Origin of the sequence: Porphyrobacter sp. YT40, assembly GCF_006542605.1 — a bacterium.
GTDB lineage: Bacteria > Pseudomonadota > Alphaproteobacteria > Sphingomonadales > Sphingomonadaceae > Erythrobacter.
In genome coordinates, this window is the sequence record NZ_CP041222.1 from 2,417,547 (window position 1) to 2,433,153 (window position 15,607).

Annotated in this window: 12 protein-coding genes; 1 reads left to right on the forward strand and 11 read right to left on the reverse strand. The window is 66.3% G+C overall.

What is annotated here, in order from left to right; all coding sequences use genetic code 11:
- Window positions 1–7: 7 nt before the first annotated feature.
- The 10 genes from rnr to radA all read right to left on the reverse strand — a co-directional run bounded on the left by rnr (window position 8) and on the right by radA (window position 12,587).
- Complete coding sequence (rnr, locus tag E2E27_RS11330; RefSeq protein ID WP_141459245.1) at window positions 8–2,278, reverse strand: ribonuclease R; 2,271 nt, start codon at window positions 2,276–2,278, stop codon at window positions 8–10.
- A gap of 144 nt (window positions 2,279–2,422) precedes the next feature.
- On the reverse strand, window positions 2,423–3,835 hold the full coding sequence (locus E2E27_RS11335) for a M20/M25/M40 family metallo-hydrolase (RefSeq protein ID WP_141459247.1): 1,413 nt from the start codon (window positions 3,833–3,835) through the stop codon (window positions 2,423–2,425).
- A 127-nt stretch (window positions 3,836–3,962) separates the two neighbouring features.
- Window positions 3,963–5,507: an aminoacyl--tRNA ligase-related protein gene (locus tag E2E27_RS11340; protein ID WP_141459249.1), complete on the reverse strand. Its 1,545-nt coding sequence runs from the start codon at window positions 5,505–5,507 to the stop codon at window positions 3,963–3,965.
- Window positions 5,508–5,554: 47 nt separating this feature from the next.
- On the reverse strand, window positions 5,555–6,133 hold the full coding sequence (gene phaR / locus E2E27_RS11345; RefSeq protein WP_141459251.1) for a polyhydroxyalkanoate synthesis repressor PhaR: 579 nt from the start codon (window positions 6,131–6,133) through the stop codon (window positions 5,555–5,557).
- An 86-nt stretch (window positions 6,134–6,219) separates the two neighbouring features.
- Window positions 6,220–7,269: an alanine racemase gene (gene alr / locus E2E27_RS11350; protein ID WP_234036030.1), complete on the reverse strand. Its 1,050-nt coding sequence runs from the start codon at window positions 7,267–7,269 to the stop codon at window positions 6,220–6,222.
- Window positions 7,262–8,521, reverse strand: a complete 1,260-nt coding sequence (locus tag E2E27_RS11355; RefSeq protein ID WP_141459255.1) for a hypothetical protein — start codon at window positions 8,519–8,521, stop codon at window positions 7,262–7,264. The genes alr and E2E27_RS11355 overlap by 8 nt, the downstream gene beginning before the upstream one ends.
- The gene (locus E2E27_RS11360) at window positions 8,518–10,164 is read right to left on the reverse strand and encodes an MFS transporter (RefSeq protein WP_141459257.1); all 1,647 of its coding nucleotides are present in this window, start codon (window positions 10,162–10,164) and stop codon (window positions 8,518–8,520) included. The genes E2E27_RS11355 and E2E27_RS11360 overlap by 4 nt, the downstream gene beginning before the upstream one ends.
- 57 nt (window positions 10,165–10,221) lie before the next feature.
- Complete coding sequence (locus E2E27_RS11365) at window positions 10,222–10,656, reverse strand: iron-sulfur cluster assembly scaffold protein (protein ID WP_141459259.1); 435 nt, start codon at window positions 10,654–10,656, stop codon at window positions 10,222–10,224.
- Window positions 10,653–11,207: a CvpA family protein gene (locus tag E2E27_RS11370; RefSeq protein WP_141459261.1), complete on the reverse strand. Its 555-nt coding sequence runs from the start codon at window positions 11,205–11,207 to the stop codon at window positions 10,653–10,655. Before E2E27_RS11370 ends, E2E27_RS11365 begins: the two co-directional genes overlap by 4 nt.
- Window positions 11,208–11,219: 12 nt before the next feature.
- A complete protein-coding gene (gene radA / locus E2E27_RS11375) occupies window positions 11,220–12,587 on the reverse strand; it encodes a DNA repair protein RadA (RefSeq protein WP_141459263.1) in 1,368 nt (455 codons plus the stop codon).
- A 73-nt stretch (window positions 12,588–12,660) separates the two neighbouring features.
- On the opposite strand from radA, the gene E2E27_RS11380 reads away from it, so the two are divergent.
- The gene (locus E2E27_RS11380; protein ID WP_141459265.1) at window positions 12,661–14,976 is read left to right on the forward strand and encodes a patatin-like protein; all 2,316 of its coding nucleotides are present in this window, start codon (window positions 12,661–12,663) and stop codon (window positions 14,974–14,976) included.
- A gap of 10 nt (window positions 14,977–14,986) precedes the next feature.
- Here E2E27_RS11380 and E2E27_RS11385 read toward each other — a convergent pair whose 3' ends face one another.
- Complete coding sequence (locus E2E27_RS11385) at window positions 14,987–15,607, reverse strand: DUF6445 family protein (RefSeq protein ID WP_141459267.1); 621 nt, start codon at window positions 15,605–15,607, stop codon at window positions 14,987–14,989.

A 15,607-nucleotide genomic window follows, 5' to 3' on the forward strand; every position in this document is an offset into this window, starting at 1 on the left:
CGCGGCGCTATTTCCGGCGTCCCTGGTGACGGATATTGCCCGGACGCCCGCGCTTGCCCACGGTGAACTTGCCCGCCTTCTTCGGCCCGCGTCCCGCCCCGCCCTTTCGATCGTCGGGACGGGCGCCGCGCGGTTCGATCGCGCGCGCATCGGCATCGGGAAGCACGAACTTCAGCGCGCCGGTGAGCGGGTTGGCCTCGGCCAGCTTCAGCCTGAGCCGGTCGCCGCTGGCGAAGGTGGTGCCGCTGTCGGTGCCCACCAGCGCCTGCGCGGCCTCGTCATGCCGGAAATATTCTCCGCCCAGCGTCGAGATCGGCACGAGGCCGTCACCGCCAAGCCCGACGATGGTCGCGAAGAAGCCAAAGGCCTGCACTCCGGTGATGCGGGTGTCGAACACCTCGCCCACCCGTGCTGACAGCCACGCCGCGACATAGCGGTCGATGGTATCGCGCTCGGCCTCCATCGCGCGACGCTCGGTCTGGCTGATCGCATCGGAGATCTGCTGCAGGCTGGCGCGGTCGCGGTCGGACAGGCCGCTGGTGGCGGGGATCGAGCCCGGCGGGGCGGGCTGCTCCAGCTTGTAGGCATCGACCAGCGCGCGGTGGACCAAGAGGTCGGAGTAGCGGCGGATCGGCGAGGTGAAGTGGGCGTAGCTGCCCAATGACAGCCCGAAGTGCCCGGCATTGGCGGGGCCGTAATAGGCCTGCGTCTGGCTGCGCAGCACCGCCTCCATCACCAGCGCCTTTTCGGCCTCGTCGGCAATGTCCTTGAGCATCCGATTGAACAGGCCCGGCGTCACCACCTGCCCTAAGCTGAGCTTCTTGCCCATCGTCGCAAGGTAATCGCGCAGCGCGATCAGCTTCTCGCGGCTCGGCGGTTCATGGATTCGGTAGACGACCGGCGCGGTCTTGGCCTCCAGCGCCTTGGCCGCCGCAACGTTGGCCGCAATCATGAAATCCTCGACGACGCGGTGTGCATCGAGGCGTTCGCGGATCGCGATTTCGGCGATGCGTCCCTGCTCATCAAGCACGACACGACGTTCGGGCAGTTCGAGTTCGAGCGGATCGCGGGCGTCGCGTGCGGCGGCGAGCGCCTTCCATGCGGCCCAGAGATTGGCGAGGTATTCCGGCGGGCTGCCGCTATCCACCGCCTTCTGCGCGTCCTCATAGGCGATGTTGTGCGCGATCCGCACCAGTGCGCGGGTGAAGCGGAAGCTCGAGACTTTGCCGTCGGCATTGATGTGGAGGTGACAGGCCATAGCCGCGCGGTCCTCGCCCTCCTTGAGCGAACAGACGTCGGCAGAGAGCACCTCGGGCAGCATCGGCACCACGCGGTCGGGGAAATAGACCGAATTGCCGCGCTTCCTCGCCTCGCGGTCGAGCGCGGAGCCGGGGCGGACATAGAAGCTTACGTCAGCGATGGCGACAAGCGCGTTGTAGCCGCCCTGCCCGTCCGGCTCGGCCCAGATAGCATCATCGTGATCGCGCGCGTCGGCGGGGTCGATCGCGACGATGGGGAGATGCCGCAGGTCTTCGCGCGCCTTGTCGGACAGTTTCAGCTTGGCCGCACGCGGGGCTTCTTCCAGCACCTCATCGGGGAAGATATGCGGGATGCCGTGCTTGGCAATCGCGATCATGCTGAAAGAACGCGGCGCGAGCGGATCGCCGATCACTTCGACCACCTTGACGCCCGCACGATCGGACCGACCGACGCGCTCGGCGATCACCAGCTGGCCCGCTTCGGCCTCGCCCACATCGGCAATCGGGGCGGACTGGCGCACGCGCTTGTCCACCGGGGCGAGCCACGCCTTGCCCGCCTTGTCGATCTCGACCACGCCCATCAGACCCTCGGTGCGCGAGGGCAGCTTCTTCATCACATGGGCGCGCCAGCCATCTTCGTGTTCTTCGGTCCGCGCCAGAACACGGTCGCCACGCTTCAAGGCGGGCGGGCGCTTCATGCCCGGCTTCACGCGCGGTTCGCGGATGGTGAGCCGCGGAGGCTTGCCGGGGGCTTCGGGGTCCCAGTTGTCGGGCTCGGCAATGAGATCGCCGTCCTCGATCGCGACGATCTTCAGCGTCGTCACCTTGGGCACCCCGCCCATGCGGTGGAAGGCGCTTTTCCTGCCGTCGATCAGCCCGTCTTCCGCCATGTCCTTGAGCAGGGCCTTGAGCTTGATCTTCTCCTGCCCCTTCAGCCCGAAGGCCTTGGCGATCTCGCGCTTGCCGGCAGGAATGTCGGAGGACTGGATGAAATCGAGCACCTGTTTGGCGGTCGGCATTCCTTGCGGGAGTTTGGGAGGTTTGGGCATAGTCCTACCCTCTACCCGTTCGCCCTGAGCTTGTCGAAGGGCTGTCTTTCACTTGTCGAGAGATCCAGAAGAAAAGGCAGTGCTTCGACAGGCTCAGCACGAACGGGATTGGTGTTATTCTTTCCCCACCGGCTCGAACGCCCCGCCAGGTACGGCACTGGAGACTGGGGAGCAAACAAGGTCGCCAACACAGCTTGCCACACCAAAAAGCGAGTCATCTGCACGAACACCAACAAGGCGAATCTTGAATAGTCCATTTTCGAACACAGCAATCATACCGTCTGGCTTATCTCCCTCGCTATGAGAAGTGACCTTGCCGCCATTCTGCAAAGTTCCTGATATCGCATTCGATAGATGCCAAAACGGTTCAAAGGTTTCCCGAGAGAATATTATGTAGTCATGGGCGCCATCGACTGGCGTCCAAGTGAGATCAGTATAAGTTTTTACTGCCCCATCGATAGTCAGTGCCGGCGGCATCGGAGCCCGGGCCAGCGCATCGAGCGCGCGCACGTTCAGCTTCGTCACCCCGGCGAGATAGGCGAAGTCCATCTCGTCGATGGTGTCGCCGTAGAACACCCCGTCTTCGGTGCGCAGGTCTTGATGCTGGTGGTCGTAATCCTCAACCCCGACGGAAAAGCGGATCGCGGGGTAGCCCTTCTGCAAGAACGGCACCTGATCACCGCCGCGGCCCATGCGGTCGGTTCGCCAGATCTGGCGAACCTGCATTTCGCCCGCGTGCTTCTCGGCCAGCCCCGCCACCCAGCGCGACAGGTTGCGCGAGGGGGTGTCGTTCTCGCCTCCGAAGCGGGTCTGCGCCGCGCGCAAGGCATCGGTGAGGTCGGCGCGCGGGCCTTCGGAGAAGACGCGCACCACCTTCGGCTCGCAATAGCCATCCTTGCCGCAGGAATTGCCGACGATGTCGTTGTTGAGCACGGCCTTGACGGTGAAGCCTTGTGCTTCGGCCCAGTCGGCCAGGATGCGCCCGCCGTAGAGGCCCTGCTCCTCGCCCGAGAGCAGGGCGTAAATGATGGTGGTCGGATATTTCGTGCCGCTCAGCACCCGCGCCGCTTCGAGCACCAGCGCGGTCCCCGAGCCATCGTCATTGGCACCCGGCGCATCCAAAACCGCGTCCATCACGTCGCTGACGCGGCTGTCGATATGGCCCTGCACGATCACGACCTCGTTCGGCCGCTCGGTGCCGCGCTGGATCGCGACCGCGTTGCGGATCAGGGTATCGGCGGGGATGCGGCGGCCATCGGCAGGTACGACTTCACCGACCGGCAGAACCTCAAGACATCCGCCGCACTTTGCGCCGATGCGCTTGAATTCCGCCAGCCCCCAATCGACCGCCGCGCCGATACCGCGCTCGGGATTATCCTGCACCGACAGCGTGTGGCGCGTGCCGAAACCGACCAGCGTTTCGACATCGCCCTTGAGGCGTTCCTCGGCGACCTGTTCGGCGGGGTGGGTCTGGGCAGCGAGCGGTGCGGCCGCGATGGCGGCAAGCAGAAGGGCGCGTTTGATCATGCGCCCTGTTCTTGCCGGAAGTTGACCGCAACACAAGTATGGTGAGTCCCCGCGCAGGCGGGGACCTCAGGCGATAATGCAGAATGCCGGCCCGAGGCCCCCGCCTGCGCTGGGGCTCGCTTGTACTTCAATAGGCCCGCGCCACCAGAATGCGTTCGGCCGCCAGCTCTCCCGTGAAGATGCAGGTGCCGCTCGCCGCATCGCCGTCGCGCGGCACGTTGCGGATGGTGAGCTTCACCGACTTCAGCTTCTCGACCACCGCATCGAGCGCCGCGCCGGTGGGCTTGGCCCACTCGACTTCGACCCAGCCGGGATACTTCCCGCCCTTCTCGAAGTGATCGACCACCGCCTGCCAATCGGCGACACCGCGCGTGATGTTGGCATCGCGCCTGGCGCGGGCCTCCTCGTAGAGACCCTTCTGGATTTCCTCGACCAAACCGCCGGCCAGCGCGACGAAATCGCTCTGGAGCGGATAGGTGAAGGCGGGCTTGCCATTCTCGGCATTCCACAGCTTGTCGCGGCGCAGGAGGGCGATCTTGCCTTCGGCCATGTCGCGCGGGCCGACCTCGATGATGATCGGCGCGCCCTTCCTCACCCAGTCCCAGCGCTTGGCAGCGGACTTGCCGGGCTTGGTGTCGAGCAGCACGCGCAGCCGCTCGCCCAGCGCGGTCTGCCCGGCCAGCGCCACGCGCAGCTCGGCGCAATAGGCAATCAGCTCGGCATCCTCGGGCGCTTCGCGCAGCATCGGGATGATGACGATCTGGTGCGGCGCGATCGCGGGCGGGACGCGCAGCCCGTCGTCATCGCCGTGGGTCATAATCACCCCGCCGATCAGCCGCGTCGACACGCCCCAGCTGGTGGTGTGGCAATATTGCTGGCCGCCCTCGCGGTCCTGAAACTGGATGCCGGCCGCATGAGCGAAGTTGGTGCCGAGATAGTGCGAGGTGCCCGCCTGAAGCGCCTTGCCGTCCTGCATCATCGCCTCGATCGACCAGGTCTCGACCGCGCCGGGGAAACGCTCGTTCTCGGGCTTCTCGCCCGCGATCACGGGGAGCGCGAGATCATCCTCGGCACAGGCGCGATACATTTCGAGCGCGCGGTGCGTTTCCTCGAGCGCCTGTTCGCGGTTCTCGTGCGCGGTGTGGCCTTCCTGCCAGAGGAACTCGCTGGTGCGCAGGAACATCCGCGTGCGCATTTCCCAGCGCACGACGTTGGCCCACTGGTTGGTGAGCAGCGGCAAATCGCGCCACGATTGCACCCAGCGCGCCATCGCATCGCCGATGATCGTCTCGGAGGTCGGGCGCACCACCAGCGGCTCTTCGAGCTTGGCTTCGGGATCAGGGATCAGCCCGCCCTTGCCATCGGCAATCAGGCGGTGATGAGTGACGACCGCCATCTCCTTGGCGAAGCCTTCGACATGCTCGGCCTCGCGGGTGAAATTGGCGAGCGGGATGAACAGCGGGAAGTAGCAGTTCTGCACGCCCGCCGCCTTGATCCGGTCGTCCATCAGGCGCTGAATGCGCTCCCAGATGCCGTAGCCCCACGGCTTGATCACCATGCAGCCGCGCACGCCCGATTCCTCGGCGAGGTCGGCGGCGGAGATCACCTCCTGATACCACTTGGCAAAATCGTCTTCGCGCTTGACGGTGAGCGCGTGGCGGATCTGAGACACGTCGGGGCTTTCTGAGTGGAGTTGGAATTCGGCCCGCGCCCTTCGGGCTATTTGCCGAGTTCGTCCAGCTTCTTTTGCATCGCTGCCATCTGTTCGCGCAGCGCGGCGATTTCATCGGGCGCTTCGGCGGCGGACGGCTTTGGCTTGTCCTTCGCCTTGCCCATGCCGGGCATGAACACATCGGCCGCGGCGCGCATCATCGCCATGTTGGTTTCGTGCAGCGCGGCAAAGGGCGTCGCGCTGATGCCCTTTTCGAAAGCCTCGCGGATCTTCGACTGGTTCTCGCGGAAATTGGTCATGCTGGCTTCGAGGTAGGACGGCATCATCGCCTGCATCGAATTGCCGTACATCCCGATCAACTGACGCAGGAAGCTGACAGGGAGCATCTGCTGTCCGCCGCTGGCTTCCTCGTCCATGATGATCTGGGTCAGGATTTGGTGAGTGATATCATCCCCGGTCTTGGCGTCGAGCACCTGGAACTCGACATTCTCGCGCACCATTTTCGCAAGGTCTTCCAGCGTGATGTAGCTGGATGAGGCGGTGTTGTAGAGCCGCCGGTTGGCGTATTTCTTGATGGTGATGGCATCGCCCGCTTCGCCCGATGCCGCTTTCGCCCTGCCAACCATTATGTGCGCGTTCCCGTGACTGATCCCGATGTGACCGGTCTTAGCACCTGCAATAGTTGCAGTGCAATAAGAACCGCTTCCGGCAGTTAACGCGGACGCAATCTTTGCCCGATCACCGTCAGCATTTCGTAAGGCGACAGGCCGTTTTGCTGCGCAGCATCGGTGACGTCCCAAGGCACCTCGACCCATTCCCCGGCCCGGCAATCGGGTGCGGCGGTGAGGTCGATCACCACCATGTCCATCGACACCTTGCCGAGGATCGGCAGCCGCCGCCCGTTGTGCAAGAGCGCATTGCCGGGGCCGCGCGCGCGCAGGAAGCCATCGGCATAGCCGATCGATACCGTGCCGACGCGCATGTGGGTGTTAGCGATGAAGGTCGCGTTGTAGCCCACGCCCTCGCCCGGCGCGATCTGGCGGCATTGCAGCACCTGCGCCTCGAAGCGCGCGACCGGACGGATGTGCCCGGCAAGCTCCTCGCGAGGGACGCCGCCATAGAGTGCGATGCCCGGGCGCGTGAGATCGAAGGCGAAATCCGCGCCGAGGCCAATCCCCGCGCTGTTGGCGAGGCTGAGCCGCCGGTGAGGGATGGCGTCTGCCGCTTCGCGCAGCAATTCGGCCTGCATTCGGTTCATCGCCGTGCGCTCGTCCGCGCTGGCGAGGTGGCTCATCAGCACGTCAATCTCGAGCGCGGCGATGCGAGGGTCGCTGGCTTCGGCAGGCGCGATGCCGAGGCGGTTGATCCCGGTATCGACCATCAGGTGGCAGGGCCCGCCCCCGCTTGCCGTCCAGCGTTCGGCCTGTTCGAGCGAGTTGATCACCGGAACCGCCCCGCTCGCGCGGGCATAAGCGCATTCGGCATCGGAGAGCACCCCGTGCAGCACAGACACCTGCGCGCCCGGAACATGGCGAATGACACCCGCGACCTCGCTCCAGTGCGCGACGAAGAAGGCCTCGCACCCGGCATCGCGCAGCACCGGCACGCAGGCGTCGACGCCAAGCCCATAGGCATCCGCCTTGACCGCCGCACCGGCCCGCGCCGGGCCCGACAGCGCATCGAGCGCGCGCCAGTTGGCCGCCAGCGCGTCCAGATCGGGCGTCAGGCGCAGGGTGGCCGGGGGAGGAGTAAGGTCAGTCACGCGGCGATACTTCCGCCGCATCGCCCATCCAGCCCCTCAGCGCGGGGCGGTAGCGTTCGGGCAGCGGGCGATAGTCGCCGCCGACCTCTGCCGCGAGCCGCCTGCGGGTCTCAAGGTCGAACACGCCGGTGCCGACCATCGCCCGGCTATCGTCCTGCAATTCGAGCCACGCGCTCGACAGGATGCCCGGCGGGTCTTGCCGCACCGCCTCGGCGAAACCTGCCTCGTCGCCCATGCACTTGGTCATGCGCAGGCGGATCTCGCCGTTGCTGCGTGTCCAAACGACATAGGGATCGACCGGCTGACGGCGCCGCGAATGGACAAGCCGCACGAAAGGCGCGGCAGCCTCGGGTGAGGCGGTGTGGTGAAGGGCGCAGGCCATGATCCAGCTGAATTCGCGGATGCTGCCGGGAATCTGGTAAAAATCCGCATCCGTATCACCGCGTTGCCATTCCTTGAGCAGCGGCGTCAGCACCTCCAGCGCTTCCTCCCCGCGCCCGGCTTCGGCCAGAAAGGCGGCATGGTTGGTGAGCGAATTCGGGAGATATTCCTCCGCGATCGGATAACGCGCGATCAGATCGCGCAAGGAATCCGCGCCTGCCGAGGGCCCATCGCGCAGGGCATCGAGAAAGGCGACGCGCGAGAGCATCAGCGACATCTCGAAATCGCCGTCGAAGCGGTCGGGTGCCTTGCGCCGCGCCGCATCAAGCCGCGCAAGATCGGCGAGGATTACGTCGCGTGCGTATTGATAGTCCCCGGCATTGGCTGCGGTGCGCGAGGTGGCCATGGCGCGCGCGGCACGCGAAGACATCTGCGGTGCATAGGTATAATCCGCCAGCGCCTGTGACAGCGGCGTGCGGCGCACCTCGTCGCGCAGGATCGACAGATCATCGCCCCAGCGCGCTTCGGCGGCGGGCCAGAACGGCGCGAACGGACGATAGGCGAGGAACGCCAGCGCGCGTTCCACCGTGTTGACCGGAATTGCCTCGGCGATTGCAGGGTCGTCGAGACAGAGGATCAGCCGGACGGGCTGCCCCGCCTCGGCGGTGAAGGCGACACGGTCGATGCCGATTCCCCGGTCAGGCAGCGCAATCGCCTCGGGGCCGCAATGGGCCTTGTGCAGCGCCAAGGCGACAGGCGGAGGCCGATAGATCGGCGGCGGCGGCGACGCTTGCTGGGCGACAAGGCTGGCCGGTGCCAGCACGGCGGCAAGCGCGATGGCGAGGCAAAAGGCGGTTCGCGTCTGCCTCATGCCTTGTCACCGGATTCGTCGGCGAAATCGCGCGGCGGGCCGCCGGGGATGCCCCACCAGGCCACCAGCAGCCCGAAGGCGACCACGACCCAAGTGTACCACAGGCCCGCGTAGATATCCCCGGTGCGCGCCACGATCACGCCTGCGATCAGCGGCAGGAACCCGCCGAGATAGCCCGCTCCGATGTGATAGGGGATCGACATCGAGGAATAGCGGATGCGCGGCGGGAACATCTCGGAAAGCAGCGCCGCGACCGAACCATAGGTCAGCGCCGAAAGCATCCCCAGCGCCAGCAGCACCGCGACGATGCCGATCACGTTGGCGGCAGGCGGCTGCTGCTTGCTGAAATCGAAGCCATACTGACCCAGCGCCGCCTGAAGCCCCGCCTTGCGCGCAGCCCCGTCGGCGAACCATGCCGGATCGACCGCCACCGGATTGCCGCCGACCGTGATGCTCACCGTCTCGCCCGCCGTCAGGGTATAGGCGACCCCCGATGCGGTCAGCGTTTCGAGCACCTTGCCGCAATCGGTCTGGTCGCGCTGGAACATCTCGGCGAAGGGATCGGTCTCGCACGCAGGGCCGCTGACGACGACGGGATTGCGCTCCGCAGCGTCGGCCAGCGCGGGGTTGGCGAAGCTCCCCATCAGCCAAAACAGCGGGAACAGCAGCGCCAGCGTCAGCGCCGAACCGATGATGATCGGCAGCTTGCGCCCGACCCGGTCGGACCATTTGCCAATGATCACGTAGAAGCTCATCACGATCAGGCCGGAGACGAGCAGCACCAGCTCCACCGTCAGATCGGCGACATGCATAGGCCCGCGCAGGAAGCTCATCGCCGAGAAGAAGCCGGTGTACCAGATCGTCGTCAGGATACCAGTGATCCCGAACAGCGCGACGAACAACCGCTTGGGATTGCCGGGGTAGGTCAGGCTTTCCACGAAGGGGTTGCCGCTGGTCTCGCCCGCCGCCTTCATCGCCTGAAACACCGGGCTTTCGGACAGCTTGAGGCGCATCCAGAGGGAAATGGCCAGCAGCGCAATCGACAGCAGGAAGGGCACGCGCCAGCCCCAAGCGGCAAAGGCGTCTGCCGGGATCAGCGCGCGGCAGGCGAGCACCACGATGATCGAGAGCACGAAGCCCCCCGCCACACTCGCCTGAATGAAGCTGGTGTAATAGCCGCGCTTTTCGGGCGGGGCGTGTTCGGCGACATAGATCGCCGCGCCGCCATATTCACCGCCCAGCGCAAGGCCCTGAATGACGCGCAGCAGGATGACGATGATCGGCGCGGCCATGCCGATGGTGTCGACCGTCGGGATCAGACCCACCCCGGCGGTCGCGATTCCCATCAGCGTCACGGTGACCAGGAACGTATATTTCCGCCCCAGCCTGTCCCCCAGAAAGCCGAACAGCACCGCGCCCAGCGGGCGAAAGGCGAATCCCACCGCGAAGGTCGACCACACCAGCAGCAGGCCAAGCGTTTCGTTGTCGGTCGCGTAGAACGCGTCCTTGAGGATATAGGCGAGCGTGCCGTAGATGAAGAAATCATACCATTCGAAGATCGTGCCCGCGCTCGAGGCACCGATCACCAGGCGGATTTCCTTCTCGGACGGCTCGCGGTCTGCGAGCGCCTGCGCCTCACCCATGTCTCACCATCCCCTTGGCCCGTGCGGGCGGATTGCTTGTGCCCTTTGTCCCTAGCGTCAGGCGGCGGCTTGCGAAAGCGCCGCGCTGGCGGCCTTCCACGGCAAGAGCAATGCGCCGTGGCGGCCCGGGTGGTCGCGTGCAGGGGCGAGCGCGGCGATGCCTGACCAACGCGGCAATTCCCCCTCGCCCGCAAGCCAGCGCTCGATCGCCGTGGCGGTCAGGCGGACATGCCCCGGATTGGAGCCCGTAATTCCCTGCGCCAGCACTGCGGCGGAGGCCTGTCCGATCGCGCAGGCGCTGATGTTCATGCCGACCGCAGAGACGCATCCCGCATCATCCAGCGCCAGTCCCAACACAATCACGCTGCCGCAGGTGCGCGAACGCTCCTCGGCGCGCAGCGGCAGATCGTCTGTCAGGGGGAAGGCGGCGAGACCGGTGGCAAGGCCGAGAAGTTCGGGCGAATAGAGCTTCGTCGAGACGCGCGCGCTCACTTGACGAGGCGCCCCGCCCTCGCTGCGGCGGCATCTCGCTGTTCGGATTCGCTGCGCAGCCGTTCGCGCCGCTGGGCGATGGCGGGCAGCAATTGGCGCGAGAAGCGATCGGCGGCGTCGTAGGTGCGCGCCTGCGTGATCCATTGCGGGCGGCCCTTGTAGCCCCAGCTGTCATCGAAGCCGGTCACCAGCAGGGCAAAGGCGAAGACCGCGATCAGTACGCCCTTGACCGCGCCGAAGCCGAAGCCCAGCACCCGGTCGACCGGCCCCAGCACGGCCCCGTCCGAAGGGCCGCTGGCGGTGCCGATGATGACCTTCATCGCCGCATAGGGGATCAGCAGCAGCAGCACGAAGGCAAGCAGCGAATCCGCCGGTTCGACCGGATAGAACGTGCGCAATCCCTGTGTCAGCGCTGGGTGCATGAAATGCACCGCAAAGGCCGCCATGACCCAGGCGGCAAGGCTCAGCACCTCCTGCACCAAGCCGCGCATGAACCCGCCGATCGCGGCAACGCCGACGATAATGGCAATGATAAAGTCGAGACCGTCCATGGGACGCGAGGTCTATGCGCTGCCCATCACGTGGTCAACGACGTTCGCAAGCGCAGCGAGCCCGCGGTAATCGGCCGACCTGTCGCCCGAGGCCGCACCCGCCGGGCCGTAGCACCGCGAAAAGCCGAGTTTGGCAGCCTCTCGCAGGCGCAGCGGCGCGTGGGCGACCGGGCGGATTTCGCCCGCGAGGCTGATCTCCCCGAACCATGCCGCCTTGTCGGGCAGCGGGCGGTCCGCCAGCGCCGAGACCAGCGCTGCCGCGACCGCGAGATCGGCCGCCGGATCGGTCAGGCGGTAGCCGCCGGCGATGTTGAGATAGACTTCCGCCGAGGAAAAATTCAGCCCGCAGCGCGATTCGAGAACCGCAAGCAGCATGGCGAGCCGCCCGCTGTCCCATCCCACCACCGCCCGGCGCGGGGTCGCGCCCGATTGCAGCCGCACGATCAGCGCCTGAATTTCGACCAGCACGGGGCGGGTGCCCTCCAGCGCCGGAAACACAGCGCTGCCCGCCAGCGGCGTGTCGCGCCCCGACAGGAACAGCAGCGAAGGGTTGGCGACTTCCTCCAGCCCCTCGGTCGCCATGGCGAAAACCCCGATCTCGTCCACCGCGCCGAAACGGTTCTTGAGCGCGCGCAGGATGCGGTACTGGTGACTGCGCTCGCCTTCGAAGCTCATCACCACATCGACCATGTGCTCCAGTACGCGCGGGCCCGCGATCGTGCCGTCCTTGGTGACATGGCCGACCAGCACCAGCGCGCAGCCGCTTTCCTTGGCATAGCGGATCAGTTCGAGCGCGCAGCCGCGGACCTGGCTGACGGTGCCGGGGGCACCTTCGATGGTGTCGGAATGCATGGTCTGGATCGAATCGATCACCAGCAACGCGGGCGGATCGCCCTGCCCCAGCGTCGTCAGAATATCGCGCACCGAGGTTTCCGAGGCGAGGCGGATCGGCGCATCGGCCACCCCCATCCGGCTTGCGCGCAGGCGCACTTGCCCCGCAGCCTCCTCTCCGCTGACATAGACCACATCATTGCCGCCCCGCGCGATGGTCGCTGCGGTCTGGAGCAACAAGGTGGATTTGCCGATGCCCGGATCGCCGCCCAGCAGCACCGCGCTCCCCGGCACGAGCCCGCCGCCCAAGGCGCGGTCGAATTCGGCAAGGCCGGTGGACTTTCTCACCGGAAGTTGCGTCGGCGCATTCAGCGGCTCGAACGCGACCGCCCGCCCGCCGCTCGACAGATCGTGCTTTTGCGAGAAGACCGTCGCCGGAACGTCTTCGATCAGCGTGTTCCACTGCGCGCAATCGGCGCATTGCCCCTGCCAGCGGTGCGAGACGCTGCCGCATTCCTGACAAACGTAACGGCGTTTCGTCTTGGCCATAGCCGAACCCCTTATCGAGAACAGATGACGAACGCAATTGCATTGCGCAGGCTTTGCCCGCTAGACAATTCGCATGCGACATAAGGAACTGCGCCTTGCCCTTGTCTGCTACGGCGGCGTCAGCCTTGCGGTCTATATGCACGGCATCACCAAGGAAGTGTGGCACCTTGCCCGTGCCAGCCGCGCCTTCCACCATCCCGCAGCGGTGCCGCTGGATGGCGTTGCGGCGGCCTACCGCGATTTCCTCGGGGAGCTGGAGCGCGAGGCGGGGCTGCGCTTGCGCGTGCTGCCCGATATTCTCACGGGGGCGAGCGCCGGGGGGATCAACGCGGTGTTCCTCGCCCAAGCGCTGCACGCCGGCCATTCGCTCGAACCGCTCACCGACCTGTGGCTCGCCAATGCCGATGTCAGCGAGCTTACCGATCCCGATGCCGCGCCGGGCTGGCGCTATGGCAAGCTATGGGCGCAGCCGATCGCCGAATGGTTCCTGAGCCGTCCCGGCAACGCGGTGAGTGCCACGGTCTCGCCCGAAACCCGCGCCGAGGTGCGGGCCAAGGTTTCGCGACTGGTGCGCGGCCGCTGGTTCGAGCCGCCCTTCTCCGGCGCGCGCTTTTCGGCCATGCTCTATGAGGCATTCTGCAAGATGGCCGAGGAAGGCGACGGGGTGCCCTTGCTGCCGTCGGGCTATCCGGTCGATCTGGTCGTCACCGCCACCGATTTTCGCGGCCACCCCGAAACCTTGCGGCTCAATTCCCCGCCGCAGGTCGACGAGACCGAGCATCGCCTGCCGATCACCTTCCGCGCGCGGGTGGGCGAGACCGGCGCGCGGGGGCTCGCCGACCCGCTCGAACTGGTGCTGGCCGCACGGGCAACGGCGAGCTTTCCGGGTGCCTTCCCGCCGCTTACCTTGGCCGAGATCGACGCGCTGGCAGCGGCCGAGGGCCATCACTGGGCGGGACGCGGCGCCTTTCTGTCGCGGATCATGCCCGCCCATGTCGCGCGCGGCACGGTGGACGAGGCTGCGCTGATCGACGGAGCGGTGCTGGTCAACGCGCCCTTCGGCGCGGCTTTGTCCGCCCTGTACGGCCGCCCGGCCCAGCGCGAGGTCGACCGGCGTTTCGTCTATCTCGACCCGCGCCCCGATGGCGCAGGCCCTGCGCCGGGCACCCGCACCCGCGCAGTCGGCTTTTTCGGTGCGATCTTCGGTTCGCTCTCCACCATCCCGCGCGAACAGCCGATCCGTGACGATCTGGAGCGGATCGCGCAGCAATCGCGCGATGCGGCGCGGCTCAAGCGGATCGTGATGGACTTGCAGAGCGATATCGACCGGGCGGTCGAAAAGCTGTTCGGCTTCACCTTCCTGCTTGACCGGCCCACACCCAAACGGCTTGCCGGGTGGCGCGCGAAGGCGCAGCAGGCTGCCGCCGAGCGGGCGGGCTATGCCTTCGGTGCCTATGCGCTGACCAAGTTCGATGCGATCCTCGACCAGCTGGCGCGGTTGACGCTGAAGGCCGCCGGATCGTCACGCGGCGATCCGGTGCCGCTGGTCCGCGCACTGCGCTGCGAGCTTGAGGCGCGCGGGCTGGAGCAGCTCACCGATGCGCAAGGCGGCGCGACCGCGGCTGCGATTGCGTTCTTCCGCGCCCACGACATCGGCTTCCGCATTCGCCGCCTCCAATTGCTCGCTCGCAAGCTGGCGCGCGACTGGCAGGTCGATCCTTCGATTTCCGAGGATGCGCTCGACCGTGCGCGTGAGCGGATCTACGAAATCCTCTTGCTCTACAACCGCGCTGACGAGGATGTGCTGCATTCCCCCACCTTTCGCGAATTGGCGGTGGACGCGGCGAAACATCCTGGCGCGCTGCTCGATTTCCTCGCTGCCGAGCGTCTGCTCCCGGCCACCGATTTGGCTGCCGAAGAGCTGCTGATCGACGCGCTGGAGGATATGCCGAAGGATCTCAAGCGCCGGATGCTGCTGACCTATCTCGGCTTTCCCTTCTACGACGTTGCCACCCTCCCCCTGTCGCGGCGCGAGGGGCTGGATGAGTTCAACCCGGTCAAGATCGACCGCATCTCGCCCGACGATGCTCTCAGCATCCGCGAGGGCGGGACCGCGGCGACCTTGCGCGGGATCGAGTTCTACAATTTCGGTGCGTTTTTCAGCCGCGATTACCGCGAGAACGATTACCTGTGGGGCCGTCTCCACGGGGCGGAGCGGATGATCGATCTGGTCACCTCGACCGTGCCGACGGGGCTTCGTGGAGAAACTATCGCTGCCGGAAAGCGCGCGGTGTTTCTCGCGATCCTCGAAGAAGAGGAAATTGCCGGGCGCTGCCAGCGCGGGCTTGTTGATCAGGTGCGCATGGAGGTGCGCGCGCGGATGGGCTAGACGCGCGCCGCTACGTCCGGGGCGCGAAGAACAGCAGCATCACGAGCCGCGCATCCTCCGGCGTGGAGCCGAAACCGGGCGCGGCGTTGTGGAATTGCCAGGGCGAGAATAGCAGCAGCCGGTTGAAGCGGGCAGGAATGCGCAGAGTGCGCTCCCACCTAGCGGGGGTGGAGGTGTCCTTGTTGACCACGTCCTCCACCAGTGCATTGATGTCGCCGTAGCCCGATGCCGCGATCTTCGCAGGGTCCTGCGGCACGGCTTCAAGTCCGGTGCGGCGGTGGCGGAAGAAATCGGTGCCGCCCGCGTCAGGTCGGGCGCAGTCCTCGGAGCGCGAGAGGTAAAGAATGCCGCTATAAGCCGCCGGGTCGATATGCACCCCGCTCCTGCCCTTGTCGGCCTTGCGGGTGACGCGACAATGGCCGTGCTGGGTGCCCGGAGCGGGGCCAAGCCTCAGCCCAAGTAGCCGCGAAACCGCCTCGTCCACGCCGCCGGTGTCGAGCGCTGTCGAGGAATTGAGCCCCGGAAAATTGCCATGCTGGCGCGCCGGATCATAGTCGAGCGCCAAGGCAGCCCGGCGCGCGGCCCAGGGGTCTTTCAGGAAATCGTCGACGATCAGGAGCGAGGGCAGCAT